Genomic DNA, 14445 nt, shown 5'->3' with positions numbered 1-14445 from the left:
CCGAGAATGACGCGGACGCGATCCATCGAGACGCCGAGAACGCTTGCGACGATCTGTGCCGTGACCGCTTCCGAGCCCTGGCCCTGTTCAGTGATGCTGGTCTGACAAATCACCGCGCCCTGCGCATCAAGGCGCACCGCGACGCCATCCTGCGACGAAATCCGGGCTCCCCCGATGCCGTAGAATGCCGCACTCGGGTTTGTGACCTCGATGAAACTGGCAATGCCGATGCCGCGATAGACCTGCGATTTGCGCAATTCGTTCTGTTCGGCCCGCAACCTGTCATAATCCATCATCGCCAGCAGCTTTTGCAGCGAGGCATGATGGGACAATCTCTCGAAGCGCAGCCCGGTCGGCGAGGCGCAGGGATATCCGTCATCCGGAATCAGGTTGCGGCGCCGGATCTCGACGACATCCATACCGATGCGCGCTGCGGCCAGATCCACCAGCCCCTCGGTGACTGAACAGGCGATCGGATGGCCAACAGCCCGATATTGGCACATCACGTTCTTGTTCTGGAAAACGACCCTCGTCCGCGCCCGATAGTCCTTCGAAAGATATGGTCCACCGACAAGGTTGACGACCTGGTTCGCCTCGATCGCACTGGTTCGCGGGTACATCGAATACGGACCGATCCCGGTGAGATCGTCGATCTCGAAGGCTGTGATCGTGCCATCGCGTTTGATGCCGATCCGCCCCTTGCAACGATGATCCCGCGCGTGGATGTCGGTATTGAAGCTTTCGAAGCGGTCTGCCACGAACTTGATCGGTCGCCGCAGCATTTTCGACAGCGCGTAGGTCGCCATCTCGTCGGCATAGACATGGACTTTGATACCGAACGAACCACCGACGTCCTTGCAGATCACGCGCACCTGCGAATCCCGCAGGCCCAAATGCATCGCCGCGATGTTCTGGACCATGTGGGGCGCCTGGGTGCCCTGGTAGATGGTAAGCCTCGCCTCCGCGGCATTCCAATCGGCAACGACCGCGCGCGGTTCCAGCGTGACACCCGTGTGCCGCCCAAAAACGAATTCGGCTTCCACGATCTCGTCGGAATCCAGAAGAGCCCGATCAACGTCTCCGGTATGATGCAAGCGCTCGAATGCCAGATTATCGCCGAGCGAGGGATGGATGAGCGGAGTCTGTGGGTCGAGTGCAGACCGCATATCCGTTACCGGCGCGAGTTCCTCATATTCGACGACGACCGCGTCGACCGCATCTTCGGCCGCGGCGCGGCTCTTCGCGATGATGGCGGCGACCGCTTCGCCCTGCCAGCAGACTCGGTCGACCGCCATCGCGTGCTGCGGCGCCGACTTGAGGCCCTTCAGGTGGGAGAGCACCCCGACCCAGGGTGAGATAACATTCGAAAGCTCCACCCCAGTCACGATGGCGATAATCTCCGGAAACCGCCTGGCTTCGTGCGCTTCGATGCGCGCAATCCGCGCATGCGCATGCGGTGACCGCAAAAACACGACATGAGCCATTCGCGGCAATTCGAGATCGCTGACGTAAAGTCCCCTTCCCTGCATCAGTCGCGCGAGATTAGGTCGCGGCACGGCCTTGCCGATATAGGAGTTCGGCCGATCGAACACCGATAGCGGTTCCGCATCCGTTCGCGTCATCGTCCGCGCTCCCTGCGCGAACGGGCCGTCGCCTCGACGGCATCGACGATCGCCTCGTAGCCCGTGCAACGGCAGTAATTTCCCGAGAGATGCTCGCGTATCCGCTCGCGATCAGGCGCGGGGCACTGCAACAGCAGATCCTGAGCGGTCACCAGCATTCCCGGCGTGCAGTAGCCGCATTGCAGGGCGTTGCGGTCGCGGAACGCAGCCTGAAGATCGGTGATCTCACCAGCATCCGAGAGGCCTTCGATCGTTTCGACAACGGCACCGCCCGCCTGAACTGCCAGTGTCAGACACCCGCGAACGATCTCTCCGTTCAGGCGAACGGTGCAGGCACCACAAACGCCGTGCTCGCATCCGACGTGTGTTCCCGTCAGCTGCAGATGCTCCCGTAGAAGGTCTGCAAGACTAAGTCGCGGTGGCACGAGTGCCTCGATCTGTTCGCCGTTGACAGTCAGGGAGATTGCGCATGGCGCGATCATCTGTGGATCTTTTCCGCGATCGTCAACGAGGCCGGCATGTCGGGGTAACGGGTCAGGACACGCATTCGGAGGCAACCGTCCACCTTTATCTGCTGCGGCGGATTAGAGAGCTCCGGCCGGAAAAGGTCAAGAACGTCAAGCCGGTCTTCGCGCGGGTTTCCCGGGCCGCATCGACTTTTGGGCTTGTCTTGCGATCACGAAGGCCGCACGGTGCGCTATGAAAGACATCGGAGCGCACCGGAATGAATTTGGGCTTCTTCACGATGCCGATCCATCCACTCGAGAAGGATTGGCGGTTGTGTCTCAACGAAGACCGCGAAGCATTTCTGCTGGCCGACGAGTTGGGCTTCACTGAAGCCTATGTCGGCGAGCACGTCACGGACCGCGCCGAAAACATCACCTCCTGCGTCGCGTTCATTGCATGGATCGCCGCAGCGACCCGGCAGATCAGGCTTGGCACCGGCACCATCAACATGCCGAACGCCCATCCCGCCACGGTCGCCGCGAACATCGCCATGTTGGACCACATGCTCGATGGCCGCTTGATTTTCGGGATCAGTCCGGGCGGACTGCTTTCGGACGCCGAACTGTTCGGCAATCTCGATGCCGACCGCAACGCCATGTTTCTCGAAGCAATCAATCAGGTTCTTGCAATCTGGGAGAATGATCCGCCTTACAACCTTCAAGGTAAATATTGGAATGTTTCCACCCAGAGGACCTTGCTAGCGGAAATCGGTCAGGGATTTATTGCAGGCCCGTTGCAACGTCCGCATCCGCCCATCGTCGTCACCGCCGTCGCCCCGTTCTCGAAAGGCGTTACCGAGGCGGCCGCTCGCGGCTGGGAGCCGATTTCGGCCAACTTTTTGATGCCGGCCTGGGTGAAAAGCCACTGGCCTCGCTATGTCGAGGGCTGCGAACGCGCGGGACGTGTCGCAAATCCCGCAAACTGGCGCGTCGCCAAAAGCGTCTTCGTCGCCAAGGATGCCGCGACTGCGAGGGCCTACGCGACCGATCCGAATGGCCCCTACTTTTATTACTATCGCTCCCTGTTCACCAAGTTGAAGAAGAACGGACGCCTCGAGTTGTTCAAGACGCGACGCGATCAACCTGACGAGGACGTCACGCTCGAATCGATCTGCGACAAACTGATCATCTGGGGAACACCGGACAGCGTAACGGACCAACTCCTGGCCTTCCAGGATGAAGTCGGAACATTCGGAACGCTGCTCTATGCCGGTAAGGATTGGAAGGACCGCGAACTCGGGCGACAGTCGATGATCCTGATGGCCGAGCAAGTGATGCCGCGCATCAACGCAGCTTCAAGACAATCCAATGCCGCAGGTTAGCCTGCATCTCACCAGAGGTTTTCCCGTGGCCTTCACTGACCGTATCCCTTACCAAGCTCAGATTGATCGGCCCCGGCTCGTGCTGCCAAACGGCAAGAAGCTTGCCGTCTGGGTCATCCTGAACGTCGAGGAATGGCGGATCGAAAACCCGATGCCGCGAACGGTCCTGAGCCCGCCGATGGGGCAGCCGTTGCTGCCCGATGTGCCCAATTGGTCCTGGCACGAATATGGGATGCGCGCAGGCTTTTGGCGCCAGTTCAAGGCGCTGACCGAGCGCAGCATCCCGGTTACGCTCGCATTGAATGCCAATGTCTGCCATTCCTACCCGCGCGTCGCATCAGCCGCCCTCGACGCAGGGTTTGAGTTCATGGGCCACGGCTTCGTTCAGGGGCCGATGCACAAGCTCGACAATCAGCCCGATGCAATCAAGCGGGCCGTCGAAGCGATCGCAAAGTTCGCAGGCAAGCCACCCCGGTCCTGGGAAAGTCCCGGCCTGACGGAGACTGAAGAAACTCTCGACCTGCTGCGACAGAACGGTATCGAATATGTCGCCGACTGGGTCATCGATGATCTTCCGCAGGACATCGCTACGCCCCACGGCATCATCACGACCATTCCATACTCGGTCGAAACGAACGATATCGTGATCCATGCGCTGCAGCACCTGCCTTCAGACCAATTCCTGAGGCGCTGCACAGATCAGTTCGACCGGCTCTATTTGGAAGGCAAGACAAACGCGCGGATCATGGCGATCTCGATACATCCCTACATCACCGGCGTGCCGCACCGGATCAAATATCTCGAAGCCTTGCTGGACTATGTGGTTGGCCACGACGGTGTCGCTCTCATGACCGCGAGCGAGATCGGCGACTGGTACCGGGCCGCCCTAGGCGATAGCCGGCGCGGGCCTCCTAACCGAGCTTAGGACTTATCCGTGCCATCGCGGCCGTCCGCCGAAACAAAGCGGCCATAGCGGCCGCGCGCAAACAGCAGTGGCTCGCTATGATTGTAGGCATAGGCCTCGACTGCGCCGAGAAAAATCACATGATCGCCGCCATAGTAGCGATTGACAGAACGGCACTGGAAGTTCGCCACGCTCTCCTTCAGGAGCGGCGCGTCGCCGAGCCCCGGGGACCACTCGACGCCAACGAATTTCTCGTCCGAGGATTTCGCAAACTTGTTCGCAAGCGCCTGTTGGGACGCGCCAAGCACATTTACGGCAAAGTGAGTGGCATTCTGAAATGCGTTCAGACTCGACGAATAGCGTACGAGGCTCCAGAGAACAAGCGGCGGGTTCAATGAGACCGACGCAAACGAGTTACAGGTCAAGCCGTAGGGTTTGCCGTCGGATCCGGCGGCTGTGATGATTGTCACGCCGGTCGCGTATGTGCCGAGCGCGTTGCGAAATTCACGCGGGTCGATTGGCGAGCTGTCGCTGGCGAGTTCGTTGGCCAGGTTCGGATGGACCGGGTGCTTTGGCGCGTCATTCATCCGTCGGCCTCAGAGCGTCAAGCTTTCAGACGGGAGACCAAGCGCAACCCGGCCATAGTTGGTGCCGGCAGCGTCGAAGTTGAACGCGAAATGCGAATTGATTGCATGCGCATCGCGAAATTGCCGCTGCAAGACACCCGTCGTGAACAAGGCTCGCGCACCGCTGGCGGAAAAAAGCAGCGATACCGCCTCCGTGCAGAGATTGACCGAAAATGCACCATCGCGGCGCAGTCGGGTCTTTGTTGCCATATCCGGAATTTGACCTCGTTTCGCGTCGGCCATCGCTTCAATGCAGTTCTGTCGCATGATCAGGCGAGCTGCATCGACCTTTGCCGAGGCCTCTGCAATCTTGATCTGCGTCGTCTGCAAATCACCGAGTTTGGTGCGATCATAGGTCGACGCCCGGTGCCGCGCGAGTTCGACATAATCGTGCAGGCAGGCCTGCGCGTTGCCGAGCGCAACGCCGGAAAGCACGTAAGGAAACAGCGAAAAGACCGGCAAAGCGTAGAGCGGATTCGGATTGGCGGCACTCCCGGGCGACGGGCCGCCGGCAAGATCACTCACGGCGACCGTCATGGGCTCGGCGATGAGAGCATCCTTGACTTCGACATCATTCGAGCCGGTCCCGCGCAAGCCCGCGGCATCCCAGGTGTCGAGGATCGCGTAATCGTTCTTGTGAATCAAGAAAATTCGATACTCGATCCCATCAGCCTCATCCTCCGAGGACACGACGCTCGCCAGCATGTTCCATTCACATGACGCGACGCCGGATGAAAACGGCCAACTGCCACGCAGCCGATAGCCACCTTCGACCCTCCTTGCCCGACCTGCCGGAAAGATAAAGGATGAGGCGATCAGGGCGTTGACGTCCTTGTTCCAGACCAGATCCTGCGCGCGCTTGTCGAACATGCCGAGCATCCAGTGATGGCTTGCAAGATTTGCCAAATTCCAGGCAACCGATGCATCGCCGCGCGCGAGCAGGGCCGCGCAATCGACCAGCGCAACATAATCGAGCTCGGCACCTCCCACACGCTTCGGCTGCAGGATCCTGAACAGACCCGCATCATGGAGGTCACGTTCCGTTTCCGGCGGAATCCGCCGCAGCTCTTCGGTGCGGGCGGCTCGCGCGCGAAGCTGCGGTATTAACGCCTCGGCGGCATTTGCCATCTTCGCAGAAGCGGAACTGGCGCCCCCGTTCTCGACACTTTCGCCCGTGCTTGCCTTGCGACCGACACTGGCCATCTCGCGTTCCTCGCTAGCTCTCCAGTCGCGCGGACCTCAGCGTTGGCGTTCGAATATCGGCCATCTCGCCATCCGGTGGGCCTGACGCCCGCTTGACCGGTCGGTGTCACTTCGCGATTGTTGGTCGCTTGAGGCCTAGTTAAGGCGCGGGTGACGTTACCCGTCAATCGAAATCACGCGTGAAGGAACGGACCGGCATGGACAGAACCGTGGGGATTGTCGGGCTCGGCATCATGGGAGGCGCAATCGCCCGCAACCTGGTCGATCGGGGATGGCGAGTGCTCGGCTTCGATGTCGACACCGATCGCCGGAGTGAACTCGGGCGAGAGGGCGTCGCCATTGTCCAAGGCGTCGCCGAGATTGCGAGCGAATCGCCGGTCATTATGACCTCTCTTCCCACACCGGAGGCCGTCGAAAACGTGGCGCACGCGATCGCTTCTTCAGGTCAATCTCGAAGGATCGTCGTCGAGCTCAGCACGCTCAGCCTCGCCGACAAGCTCAATTTCGAAGCCATTTTGGGGAAGGCTGGTCATGTCCCTTTGGATTGCCCGCTGAGCGGAACGGGAGCGCAGGCGAAGCTGCGTGATCTCGTCGTTTATGCCAGCGGTGACAGCGCAGCTATTGCGAAATGTACTGCGCTGTTTGCGGATTTCGCGAAACAGAGTGCCGATCTTGGCAGGTTCGGCAATGGCAGCCGAATGAAGTTCATTGCCAATCATCTGGTCGCAATCAACAACGTCGCGGCAGCCGAGGCAATGGTTCTGGCGGAATGTGCCGGGCTCAATCCAAAAGCGGTCGTCGAATTGATCGGGCCTGGTGCAGGCGGGTCCCGTATGTTCCAATTGCGAGCCCCTATGATGGTCGATCGCGTCTATCAGCCCGCGACCATGCGAGTTTCAACCTGGAAGAAAGATATGGCCATCATCGCCGATTTCGCCGACGGCGTGGGCTGCGCAACCCCCCTGTTTACGTTGACTCAAGGGATCTATTCCCAAGCGCTGGCGATGGGACTGGGTGACCAGGACACGGCATCTGTCTTCGAGGTGCTGAGGAAGACCCTGCCATCCGAGCCAGAATCGGAACGAAGCTAGTGTCCCGAAACCGAGACTCGCCGCGTCCAACCAGTCTCGCGCTGGAGGTCGGCGCGCCCATCTCGGATTGACGCGGACTACGCGGGAGTTGGATTATGTGATTGATACGCTGAAATTGAAGGGCGTCGAAATCCTCACCACCGTCGACGGTCAGGAGCTGTCCGATCCCAAGTTCCGTACCTTCTTTGCAAGGGCGGAGCAGCTCGGCGCATTCATCATGATGCACCCGAACGGCTTCACCCACGGCGAGCGCCTGACACATTTCTAACTTCAACAACGTTCTTGGAAATCCATTTGACACGACCCTTGCCCTGCACAACCTCATCTTCTCCGCCACATTGGCGCGCTTTCCGGAACTGAAGCTGATGGCCGTGCACGGCGGTGGCTACCTGGCAAGCTATTCAGGCCGGATCGATCACGCCTGGGGTGCACGGCAGGATTCCCGTGCCGATCTTCCGCTGCCTCCGACAACCTATCTCCGGCAGGTCTATCTTGATACGGTCGTCTGCACCTACCATCAGCTCGCTTACCTGATCGAGGTATTCGGCCCCGATCGTATCGTGATGGGCACCGACTATCCTTTCGACATGGCTGAGTGCAATCCGATCGGCCATGTGGCCGGTGTGAAAGGGATGAACGAACGCATCCTGGCCCAGATCGCGGGCGGTAACGCCGCACGCGTGCTCGGGCTCGCTCCGTAGCTCTGCTCCCAAACCGACTTATCCCGGCTTCGCCTTGTATCCGGGCTGCTCGTGCGGATGGGAAGTAGCAAAGGCCGGAAGCGCGAAGCAGCGCTCGGCGAGTTGTCCGACGTACGGAAACTCCGCCAGGTCAATCTTGAAAAACTGCGCAGCGATGATTTGGCCCGCGATGCAGATATCGGCGACGCACGGCTCTTCGCCCAAGGCAAAAGGCGCAGGCGAACGGCGCGTCAGAAGCCGTTCGTAAGTCGCAAGCCCTTCCAAGGTCCAGTGCATTCTCCAGCTTTCGATGGCTTGAGCGTCGGCACCAAACGCCTTGGCCAGATGATTGCAGACACGCGGTGTGATCAAGGGATGGGCATCTGCTACCGCCACGAGCGCCAGCGAACGGGCGTACGCCCTTTCCCTTGCGTCCCGCGGAATGAGCTGTGGGGCCGGTTGGATATCATCGAGATATTCCATGATCGCCAATGACTGAAAGATCGAGCGGTCCTCATGAACCAGGGTAGGCACGACCCGTTCGGCGTTGACCTCCGCATATCCGTGCTCGAATTGTTCGCCGCGGAGAATGTCAATTGGTATCTCAACGAAATGTATGCCCTTGATCTTGAGCGCGACGCGGACCCGGAATGATGCGAGCGAGCGCCAGAATCCATAAACTCTCATACTCATCGGATTGTCCATTCGGATGGAGAATTTCTCACCCTACCATGTGGGGGCGCCGCCACCGCAACAGATATGCCTGCAATCGCCAAATTCCCGCCGAGAGGATAACGCCGATCGGCATCAACACGATGACGGCCACCATCATCCCTAACGTTTCGCGCCACGCTTCCGATCCGATGACCAGGCGGCCAATGCCGCGTTCGGCGCCAATAAACTCGCCGACAATACGCCGATCCGTGCCATTCCGATGCTTCGAGCAGCCGCGCTGCGTCGATGAAACCTTCGTCGATCGAGTGAGCCCGTTGAGCGCTCGCCATAGGGCCGTGACGAAGGCCTGCGTCAGCTCCTTGCCGGAAGCGGCCCATCGCAATTCCTGGGCCTGCTTCAGCCGCGACTCCAATCTTTACCGAGAGCGCCAGTCGCAGCGAGGGCGGCAATGCGATTGTCATCGTAGCCGAGATGCCGACATAGGACATCCTTGGTATGCTCGCCGAGAAGCGGAGCGGCGATGGGATCGACGGCAGGCGTCAGGCTCATGCCAAGCGGCGTCTCTATGTTGGGGACGAATCCCGCCAAAGCATGCGGGATACGGCTCAAGCGATGACGCTCGCGCGCTTCAGGCGCGTTGAATCCCTGCTCCACCGTGCGAAGATAGCCAACGGGTATGTTCGCCGCCTTCATCTTTGCCATCCAATTCTCAAGCCTGTCTCTCGAGAAAGCTTCAGCGATGATTGCGCGAAGCTGCTCCTTGTTGGCAGAACGCTCTCTTCGCGTCGCGAACCGCCGATCAGTGGTCAGGTCTGGCCGATTAAGGACCTCCGTCACCAATCGACGATAAAGCCGGTCGTTCGCGCATGCGATATAGAACGGCCCGTCGGAGGCTTCGTAAACGCCTACGCTCGGCGAGCCATTCGGCGAATTTCCGAATCGGCCGGGGTTGCTGCCGTTGATAAGATAAGCCATGCCATAGAAACCTGTCATGGCCATCGCAATATCGAAAAGTGCGACCTCGACATGTTGCCCATGACCGATGCGTTCGCGAGCCAGTAACGCAAACAGGATCGCGTTACAGGCTGACATCCCTGTGGCCATGTCGACAATCGGCGGCCCGGTCCGAACGGGTGGTCCGTCCGGAAAGCCATTCAGCGACATGAAGCCGCTCTCCGCCTGTGTGATAGGATCGAAGCCTGGTCGCAAGGCGAACGGTCCCTTGCGTCCGTAGGCCGATATCGAGCAATAGACCAACCGAGGATTGCTTGGCGCCACAGAGTTGTAGTCCAATCCGAATTTCTCCATCACCCCGGCTGAGAAATTTTCCACCACGACGTCGGCGCCCTGAATGAGCTCCCGGGCGACGTCACGGGCCTGCGGCACGGTGAGATCGAGAGTGATGCCGAGCTTATTCCGATTCAAACTCAGATAGGCAGCGCTTTCACCGCCGATTTCTGCGTGCTCGTAGGCGCGGGTATCGTCTCCTCCTTCCGGATTTTCGATCTTGATGACTTCCGCACCAAAATCGGCGAGTGACTGCGTGCACGCCGGCCCTGCGACAACTCGCGTAAAGTCCACGACCAACAGATTCTCGAGCGCGGTCGGCGCATCTTTCGATCGCGGCATCCGCTCCGGCAGCGGCGGCATTGCGGCCATGGCTGTAGGTTTCCTTCCGTTTGTCCGGGACGCTCTACGCGATCCTTTGTCCCCGAATGGCCGGCTGCTGCAGAAGCTGCCGTCCGAACGGTATTCCTTATACTGGCGAAGACAACAAAAAAAAGCCCGGTGGCCAGATGGCCACCGGGCGACTTTCTCTCCATCGATGCCGTCCGGCGCTCATGAAAGAGGCGTCCGTGTCCTTCTAATTCGGCGCCCAAAAGCCAGAGACTTGGTGGGCTTTCGCCAATAGAGCGTATTGGACCATCCCCAAGGCTGTCCCGGCTGGTAGAGGCGATATCCCGCTCGGATGAAGTTGTTTGCAGAAAAGAGATTGTTCGTCGTATCGGACACAACACAACGCCATCCGTTCTGGCGCGCGCGAAGCTCCATCGCGCGCATCATCCGCAACTGGAGGGCGTGGCCATAATGTGCTCGCAGCACTCCGACCCCGCAGAAATATCCGGCGTTTGCAACATAGCTTGAGGGCACGACGCCGGCAAAACCCACTGGAAGCCGCTCTTGATATGCCAGCCACCAATGTCCCACACCGAATTCCGGAACGGGCGCGGAGTCCAGAAACGTGAGCCGGTGGAGTCCCCTCAGAGTATCGGAGATCTCGTCGTCTGAGCCATCGACTTCCCGTATCCGATACATTTTTCGCAACCCCTTTTAGCCGGTTCTGCCCCTCCGGACGCCAGAAGAGCAACGCCGACACAAAGAGCCGGCACAACACCAGACGCCCGCGGGATGTCATCTGCGAAAATGACCGGGTGCCCCTGGCGGAGACATCTGTCTCAACTACGACGTTGGGATAAAGTGCTCAGAAACTGAAAACCGACACAATGACCGGGGTCGGGTGTCTCAATTTCTCGGGTGCTGCGAAAAGGCCGCCCAATCATGCTATAGACGCCTTCAGCCGCCGTGACTACGCACAGCGAAAATTTTTTCTATTGATCTGGCCGTGATCAGCGCCGATCGTTCGTCCAGGTGCACGCCGTCAGCCCAACGCAGATCACTTCTTGCGACGTCGACGGGCAACCACCGGCTGGATTCCGGAAATGCGGCGTGGACGATCTCACGCGTTATCGTCGCTGCCCGGGTTTTCTCGACCTGATCGATATAGGGCAATTCAAACAGGAATACCTTGGCGCCCCTCTCCTCAAGCTCCGGAATCAATCCTCGCACGATTTCGACGCTCATTCGGACGGCGGGCGACGGATCCAGAGCGTCAAGCTGCGAAACCGCGCGTTCCATATAGGTGCGATTGTCGAAATCGCTGGGCGCCTGCATGATGAGCCGGTTTAGTGCGTCGGCCATCTTCGAATGGCTGGCTGGTTTATGCATCCAGTTTTCGTAGCTGGCCACCCCGAATCTCAGGGGACGCAAAAACAATGACTCAACCTGCTGCTTCCTGGTGTATTTCTCGACCAAGACGTCGTCCGCTGGTCGGGAGAGGACGTTGGTTTCAACCAAAATGATTTTGGGAAGCTGCGATTGATGCGCAACGATTTCCAGTCCGGTGAGAGGCGAGCCACCGGCTAACGCCAAATTTCGTAGTCGGGGAGTCTCAAAATACTCCTCGCTGAGACGAAAGGTCAGCGAACTCCCGACCAATACCACGTCAGGAATGGGCTCCCTGAGATATCTATTCAGAGCCAGCAGCGCACTGTCGCGAGTTGTGGTGGCCGGTAGCTCCAGACCGCCACCCAGCCGCAGCGCCGCAATGGCACAGACCAGCAGCGCTAGCAGCGCGGCCGACGCGCATCTGACCAACCAACGGAGGTCACCGCTGTGCCCCATGTGCTCAGAACTGGAAATAGATGAACGATACATCCGGACCGGCCTCCAGATAGGCAAGCGCCGCCATCACTCCATACAGATAGGGCTCCCAACGGGACAACCGCGACTGCAGCACGGAACCAAATCCGAGATGCTGTATCATGACGGGCAGCGCATAGAGCAGGGCCAGATCGTGAAACAGCTTGGGAGGATTGGGATTTGTACCCGGCTTGAACATGCCGGCGAGATAGCTGAGAGCATGATCGAAGCTCGGCAACTTGAAGAAAATCCAGAGCACGCTAACGCAAAGGAATACAAAGGTCATGCGGACAAACCGCAATGGTGCCGAGTCAAAAGCTGGAAGACTCCTCAAGAAAGGCCTCTCCAGGACCAGCAGTAATCCGTGAAATAGGCCCCATACCAAATAGCTTATCGCTGCACCGTGCCACAAGCCGCCGAGCCCCATCACGATCATCAAATTCAGGTTGGTCCTTGCAGCGCCGCAGCGATTGCCTCCGAGCGGAATGTAGAGATAGGTCCGCAACCAGCTCGACAACGAGATGTGCCAACGCGTCCAGAACTCGGAGAACGCGCTTGAAATATACGGAAGATCGAAGTTGATCGGAAGACGAAAACCGAAAAGCAAGGCGATTCCTATTGCAATCGCCGTATATCCGAAGAAGTCGGCATAAATCTGGTAACTATACAGGAAGACGAGCAACCATCGATCCTCGGTTCGTAATGTCTCATACAGAGGGAAGTCCATATAGGACGTCATCTCGTTCAGATTGTTTGCGACGAAGAGCTTGAAAAAATAACCCGCCACGATCCACTTTGCGGCCTCCACGAACGGCACATCCGCAACATACTTCGGCTTGATCTGCGGAAAGAACATCTCGGCCCGCGTTATGGGGCCTGAAACGAGCTGTGGAAAGAATACGATGTAGAGGAAGACATCCGTCAATGATGGCCGTCTCGCCTCCTCCCGCGTTAAGTCGACCAGAAGGCTGACATTGTGAAAGACAAAGAATGAGATGCCGATTGGCAAGGGAAGTTTGAGGAGGAGGTCGATCGGCGTGACGCCCGTCAAGTCTTGCGGATCGGCTCCGATAAACAGGAATTTGTATTTGAAGAATGCCAGGAGCAGGAGGTTGAAAACGACACCTGATGGCAGCCAGATCGCGCGGTTGCGCAAAGCCAGTATAAGAAACACAAAGGTTCCGCACACCGCGACGGCGAGCAGCGGCAAGAGTCCGGGTTGGCCGTAGCCATAGAAGAACAGGCTCGAAAACACGAGCAGCTGAATCTGAAACCGTCTGAGCGGCGGTGAATAGTACACCCCGAATACCACCGCGACGAAAATCGCGAACTGCCACGACGTAAAGCTCATGCGTCCCGGTTGGTGTTTATGGGAACTCTGACATTGCGAGCGAGTTCGGCATAGTCCCCATGCCTGAGCTTCGCAAGTCCCTTCAACGCCCGGGCTAACCGGGCAGATCGGCCGCCTGATCACTTGCCAAGCGTAAGCTTGATACCCAGCCAGAGAGCTCCGAGAATACCAGCCACGATGATCGTAATCACCGCCTTGAAAGTATAGCTTTGGGCTTGCTCCACGCTTTTGCGCCAGCGCCGCAGGTGCTGAAAATCGGCGCGCAGCTCTCTTCGATCCTCTTCCTCCATCCCAAACGACGTCAGAATTGTCGCGATCGCCCTGAGCACGATCGCTTCAATGTCGTCGCGATGCAGTCGCTGCTGTTCGGCCAATGTCTCGGCAACGATGGTCCTGATGTCTTCATCGCGCAGCATGATTACCGCCTGATGATCTTTGCCACATTTTCGAAACCCCGTTTGGCAAAATGAAAGGACACGATGAGATTCGCGGTCGTGGACGCGAAGCCTGCAAGCGGATCGGTCGTGCCGAGCCCGAACATCTTGTCCCAAACGAGGAGTTTTCCGAAGTACAGCGCGACGAAATACGCCATCAACTTGTCGGGCTCGTACCAATGTCCGATCTCTGCGATCCGATATTGCGTAACGGCCTGTGTTTCCGCTGTTTGCGCCGCAATCTCGCCGGCGGCCAGATCGGCAGCTATCTTGCTTTCAACATTTCCGGCTTTGAGTTTGGCCTGGTACGGTGACTGTGAACCGGCATTTCGTTGGGCGAGAGCAAATGCGCACCTTCGCCGCCCGCTCCGCCAAGGGAGCCTCGAACCGCTACAAGCGAGCAATTTCCGCTAGACAGACGCGCGGCATCGGAACCGCCCATGTTATCAATCGCTGCGCGAACCCGACCGCGAACATCCGGCAGGTTGAAGGTCGTCGACCCATCGCCAACACCGTATGTGGTGCCGACCATCGAAAACAGCGCGGCATAG

The 14445-nt window shown here is 58.8% G+C and carries 16 protein-coding genes and 1 pseudogene; 6 read left to right on the top strand and 11 right to left on the bottom strand.

Annotated elements, in window-relative coordinates:
- Nucleotides 1–1622 (bottom strand): xanthine dehydrogenase family protein molybdopterin-binding subunit (locus JOZ76_RS01275; RefSeq protein WP_291696822.1); only part of this gene is annotated, 1622 nt, incomplete at its 3' end.
- Nucleotides 1619–2104, bottom strand: a complete 486-nt coding sequence (locus JOZ76_RS01270; protein WP_291696821.1) for a (2Fe-2S)-binding protein — start codon at nucleotides 2102–2104, stop codon at nucleotides 1619–1621. The genes JOZ76_RS01270 and JOZ76_RS01275, both read right to left, overlap by 4 nt.
- Nucleotides 2105–2346: 242 nt before the next feature.
- Between JOZ76_RS01270 and JOZ76_RS01265 the strand changes: the two genes are divergently transcribed.
- Together JOZ76_RS01265 and JOZ76_RS01260 are read left to right on the top strand one after the other, a co-directional pair.
- A complete protein-coding gene (locus JOZ76_RS01265) occupies nucleotides 2347–3450 on the top strand; it encodes an LLM class flavin-dependent oxidoreductase (protein ID WP_291696820.1) in 1104 nt (367 codons plus the stop codon).
- A 25-nt stretch (nucleotides 3451–3475) separates the two neighbouring features.
- Nucleotides 3476–4375 carry a polysaccharide deacetylase family protein gene (locus JOZ76_RS01260; protein ID WP_291696827.1) on the top strand — a complete coding sequence of 300 codons (900 nt, stop codon included), beginning with the start codon at nucleotides 3476–3478 and terminating at the stop codon, nucleotides 4373–4375.
- Here the strand turns inward: JOZ76_RS01260 and JOZ76_RS01255 are convergent.
- Both JOZ76_RS01255 and JOZ76_RS01250 read right to left on the bottom strand, forming a co-directional pair.
- Complete coding sequence (locus tag JOZ76_RS01255; protein ID WP_291696819.1) at nucleotides 4372–4941, bottom strand: flavin reductase family protein; 570 nt, start codon at nucleotides 4939–4941, stop codon at nucleotides 4372–4374. The genes JOZ76_RS01260 and JOZ76_RS01255 overlap by 4 nt on opposite strands.
- A gap of 9 nt (nucleotides 4942–4950) precedes the next feature.
- Nucleotides 4951–6108, bottom strand: a complete 1158-nt coding sequence (locus JOZ76_RS01250) for an acyl-CoA dehydrogenase family protein (protein WP_291696826.1) — start codon at nucleotides 6106–6108, stop codon at nucleotides 4951–4953.
- Nucleotides 6109–6362: 254 nt separating this feature from the next.
- Here JOZ76_RS01250 and JOZ76_RS01245 point away from each other — a divergent pair, with 254 nt between their 5' ends.
- The 3 genes and pseudogenes from JOZ76_RS01245 (at nucleotide 6363) to JOZ76_RS01235 (ending at nucleotide 7975) form a co-directional block, all read left to right on the top strand.
- On the top strand, nucleotides 6363–7274 hold the full coding sequence (locus JOZ76_RS01245; protein WP_291696818.1) for an NAD(P)-dependent oxidoreductase: 912 nt from the start codon (nucleotides 6363–6365) through the stop codon (nucleotides 7272–7274).
- A 37-nt stretch (nucleotides 7275–7311) separates the two neighbouring features.
- Nucleotides 7312–7542: pseudogene (locus tag JOZ76_RS01240) on the top strand (hypothetical protein); the annotation flags it as partial.
- Nucleotides 7535–7975, top strand: coding sequence for an amidohydrolase family protein (locus JOZ76_RS01235; RefSeq protein WP_291696825.1), 441 nt, complete (start codon nucleotides 7535–7537; stop codon nucleotides 7973–7975). The pseudogene JOZ76_RS01240 and the gene JOZ76_RS01235, both read left to right, overlap by 8 nt.
- 18 nt (nucleotides 7976–7993) lie before the next feature.
- Here the strand turns inward: JOZ76_RS01235 and maiA are convergent, their stop codons facing one another.
- The 6 genes from maiA to JOZ76_RS01200 form a co-directional block, all read right to left on the bottom strand.
- A complete protein-coding gene (gene maiA, locus JOZ76_RS01230) occupies nucleotides 7994–8647 on the bottom strand; it encodes a maleylacetoacetate isomerase (RefSeq protein ID WP_291696817.1) in 654 nt (217 codons plus the stop codon).
- A 28-nt stretch (nucleotides 8648–8675) separates the two neighbouring features.
- A complete protein-coding gene (locus JOZ76_RS01225; protein WP_291696816.1) occupies nucleotides 8676–9041 on the bottom strand; it encodes a hypothetical protein in 366 nt (121 codons plus the stop codon).
- On the bottom strand, nucleotides 9026–10288 hold the full coding sequence (locus JOZ76_RS01220) for a CaiB/BaiF CoA transferase family protein (RefSeq protein WP_291696815.1): 1263 nt from the start codon (nucleotides 10286–10288) through the stop codon (nucleotides 9026–9028). The genes JOZ76_RS01225 and JOZ76_RS01220 overlap by 16 nt, the downstream gene beginning before the upstream one ends.
- A 915-nt stretch (nucleotides 10289–11203) precedes the next feature.
- On the bottom strand, nucleotides 11204–12124 hold the full coding sequence (locus tag JOZ76_RS01210; protein WP_291696813.1) for a hypothetical protein: 921 nt from the start codon (nucleotides 12122–12124) through the stop codon (nucleotides 11204–11206).
- Nucleotides 12096–13460, bottom strand: coding sequence for an MBOAT family O-acyltransferase (locus JOZ76_RS01205; protein ID WP_291696812.1), 1365 nt, complete (start codon nucleotides 13458–13460; stop codon nucleotides 12096–12098). The genes JOZ76_RS01210 and JOZ76_RS01205 overlap by 29 nt, the downstream gene beginning before the upstream one ends.
- Nucleotides 13461–13579: 119 nt before the next feature.
- Nucleotides 13580–13876 (bottom strand): hypothetical protein, encoded by a 297-nt coding sequence (locus tag JOZ76_RS01200; protein WP_441299954.1) that lies wholly within the window; start codon nucleotides 13874–13876, stop codon nucleotides 13580–13582.
- Between the two features lie 50 nt (nucleotides 13877–13926).
- On the opposite strand from JOZ76_RS01200, the gene JOZ76_RS38105 reads away from it, so the two are divergent.
- Nucleotides 13927–14208: a hypothetical protein gene (locus JOZ76_RS38105; protein WP_366938531.1), complete on the top strand. Its 282-nt coding sequence runs from the start codon at nucleotides 13927–13929 to the stop codon at nucleotides 14206–14208.
- On the opposite strand, the gene JOZ76_RS01190 is transcribed toward JOZ76_RS38105, so the two are convergent.
- The gene (locus JOZ76_RS01190) at nucleotides 14160–14426 is read right to left on the bottom strand and encodes a tail fiber protein (protein ID WP_291696823.1); all 267 of its coding nucleotides are present in this window, start codon (nucleotides 14424–14426) and stop codon (nucleotides 14160–14162) included. The two genes, JOZ76_RS38105 and JOZ76_RS01190, sit on opposite strands and share 49 nt — an antisense overlap.
- Nucleotides 14427–14445: the final 19 nt, after the last annotated feature.

The organism is Bradyrhizobium sp., assembly GCF_019244115.1.
Classification (GTDB): Bacteria; Pseudomonadota; Alphaproteobacteria; order Rhizobiales; family Xanthobacteraceae; genus Bradyrhizobium.
This window is presented reverse-complemented; position numbering and strand designations above follow the sequence as displayed.

Coding starts and splice junctions, on each gene's coding strand:
- JOZ76_RS01250 (WP_291696826.1), bottom strand. CDS start 6,108: ATGGCAAATGCCGCCGAGGCGTTAATACCGCAGCTTCGCGCGCGAGCC.
- JOZ76_RS01200 (WP_441299954.1), bottom strand. CDS start 13,876: ATGCTGCGCGATGAAGACATCAGGACCATCGTTGCCGAGACATTGGCC.
- JOZ76_RS01220 (WP_291696815.1), bottom strand. CDS start 10,288: ATGGCCGCAATGCCGCCGCTGCCGGAGCGGATGCCGCGATCGAAAGAT.
- JOZ76_RS01205 (WP_291696812.1), bottom strand. CDS start 13,460: ATGAGCTTTACGTCGTGGCAGTTCGCGATTTTCGTCGCGGTGGTATTC.
- JOZ76_RS38105 (WP_366938531.1), top strand. CDS start 13,927: ATGAAAGGACACGATGAGATTCGCGGTCGTGGACGCGAAGCCTGCAAG.
- JOZ76_RS01255 (WP_291696819.1), bottom strand. CDS start 4,941: ATGAATGACGCGCCAAAGCACCCGGTCCATCCGAACCTGGCCAACGAA.
- maiA (WP_291696817.1), bottom strand. CDS start 8,647: ATGAGTATGAGAGTTTATGGATTCTGGCGCTCGCTCGCATCATTCCGG.
- JOZ76_RS01210 (WP_291696813.1), bottom strand. CDS start 12,124: ATGTATCGTTCATCTATTTCCAGTTCTGAGCACATGGGGCACAGCGGT.
- JOZ76_RS01265 (WP_291696820.1), top strand. CDS start 2,347: ATGAATTTGGGCTTCTTCACGATGCCGATCCATCCACTCGAGAAGGAT.
- JOZ76_RS01270 (WP_291696821.1), bottom strand. CDS start 2,104: ATGATCGCGCCATGCGCAATCTCCCTGACTGTCAACGGCGAACAGATC.
- JOZ76_RS01190 (WP_291696823.1), bottom strand. CDS start 14,426: ATGGTCGGCACCACATACGGTGTTGGCGATGGGTCGACGACCTTCAAC.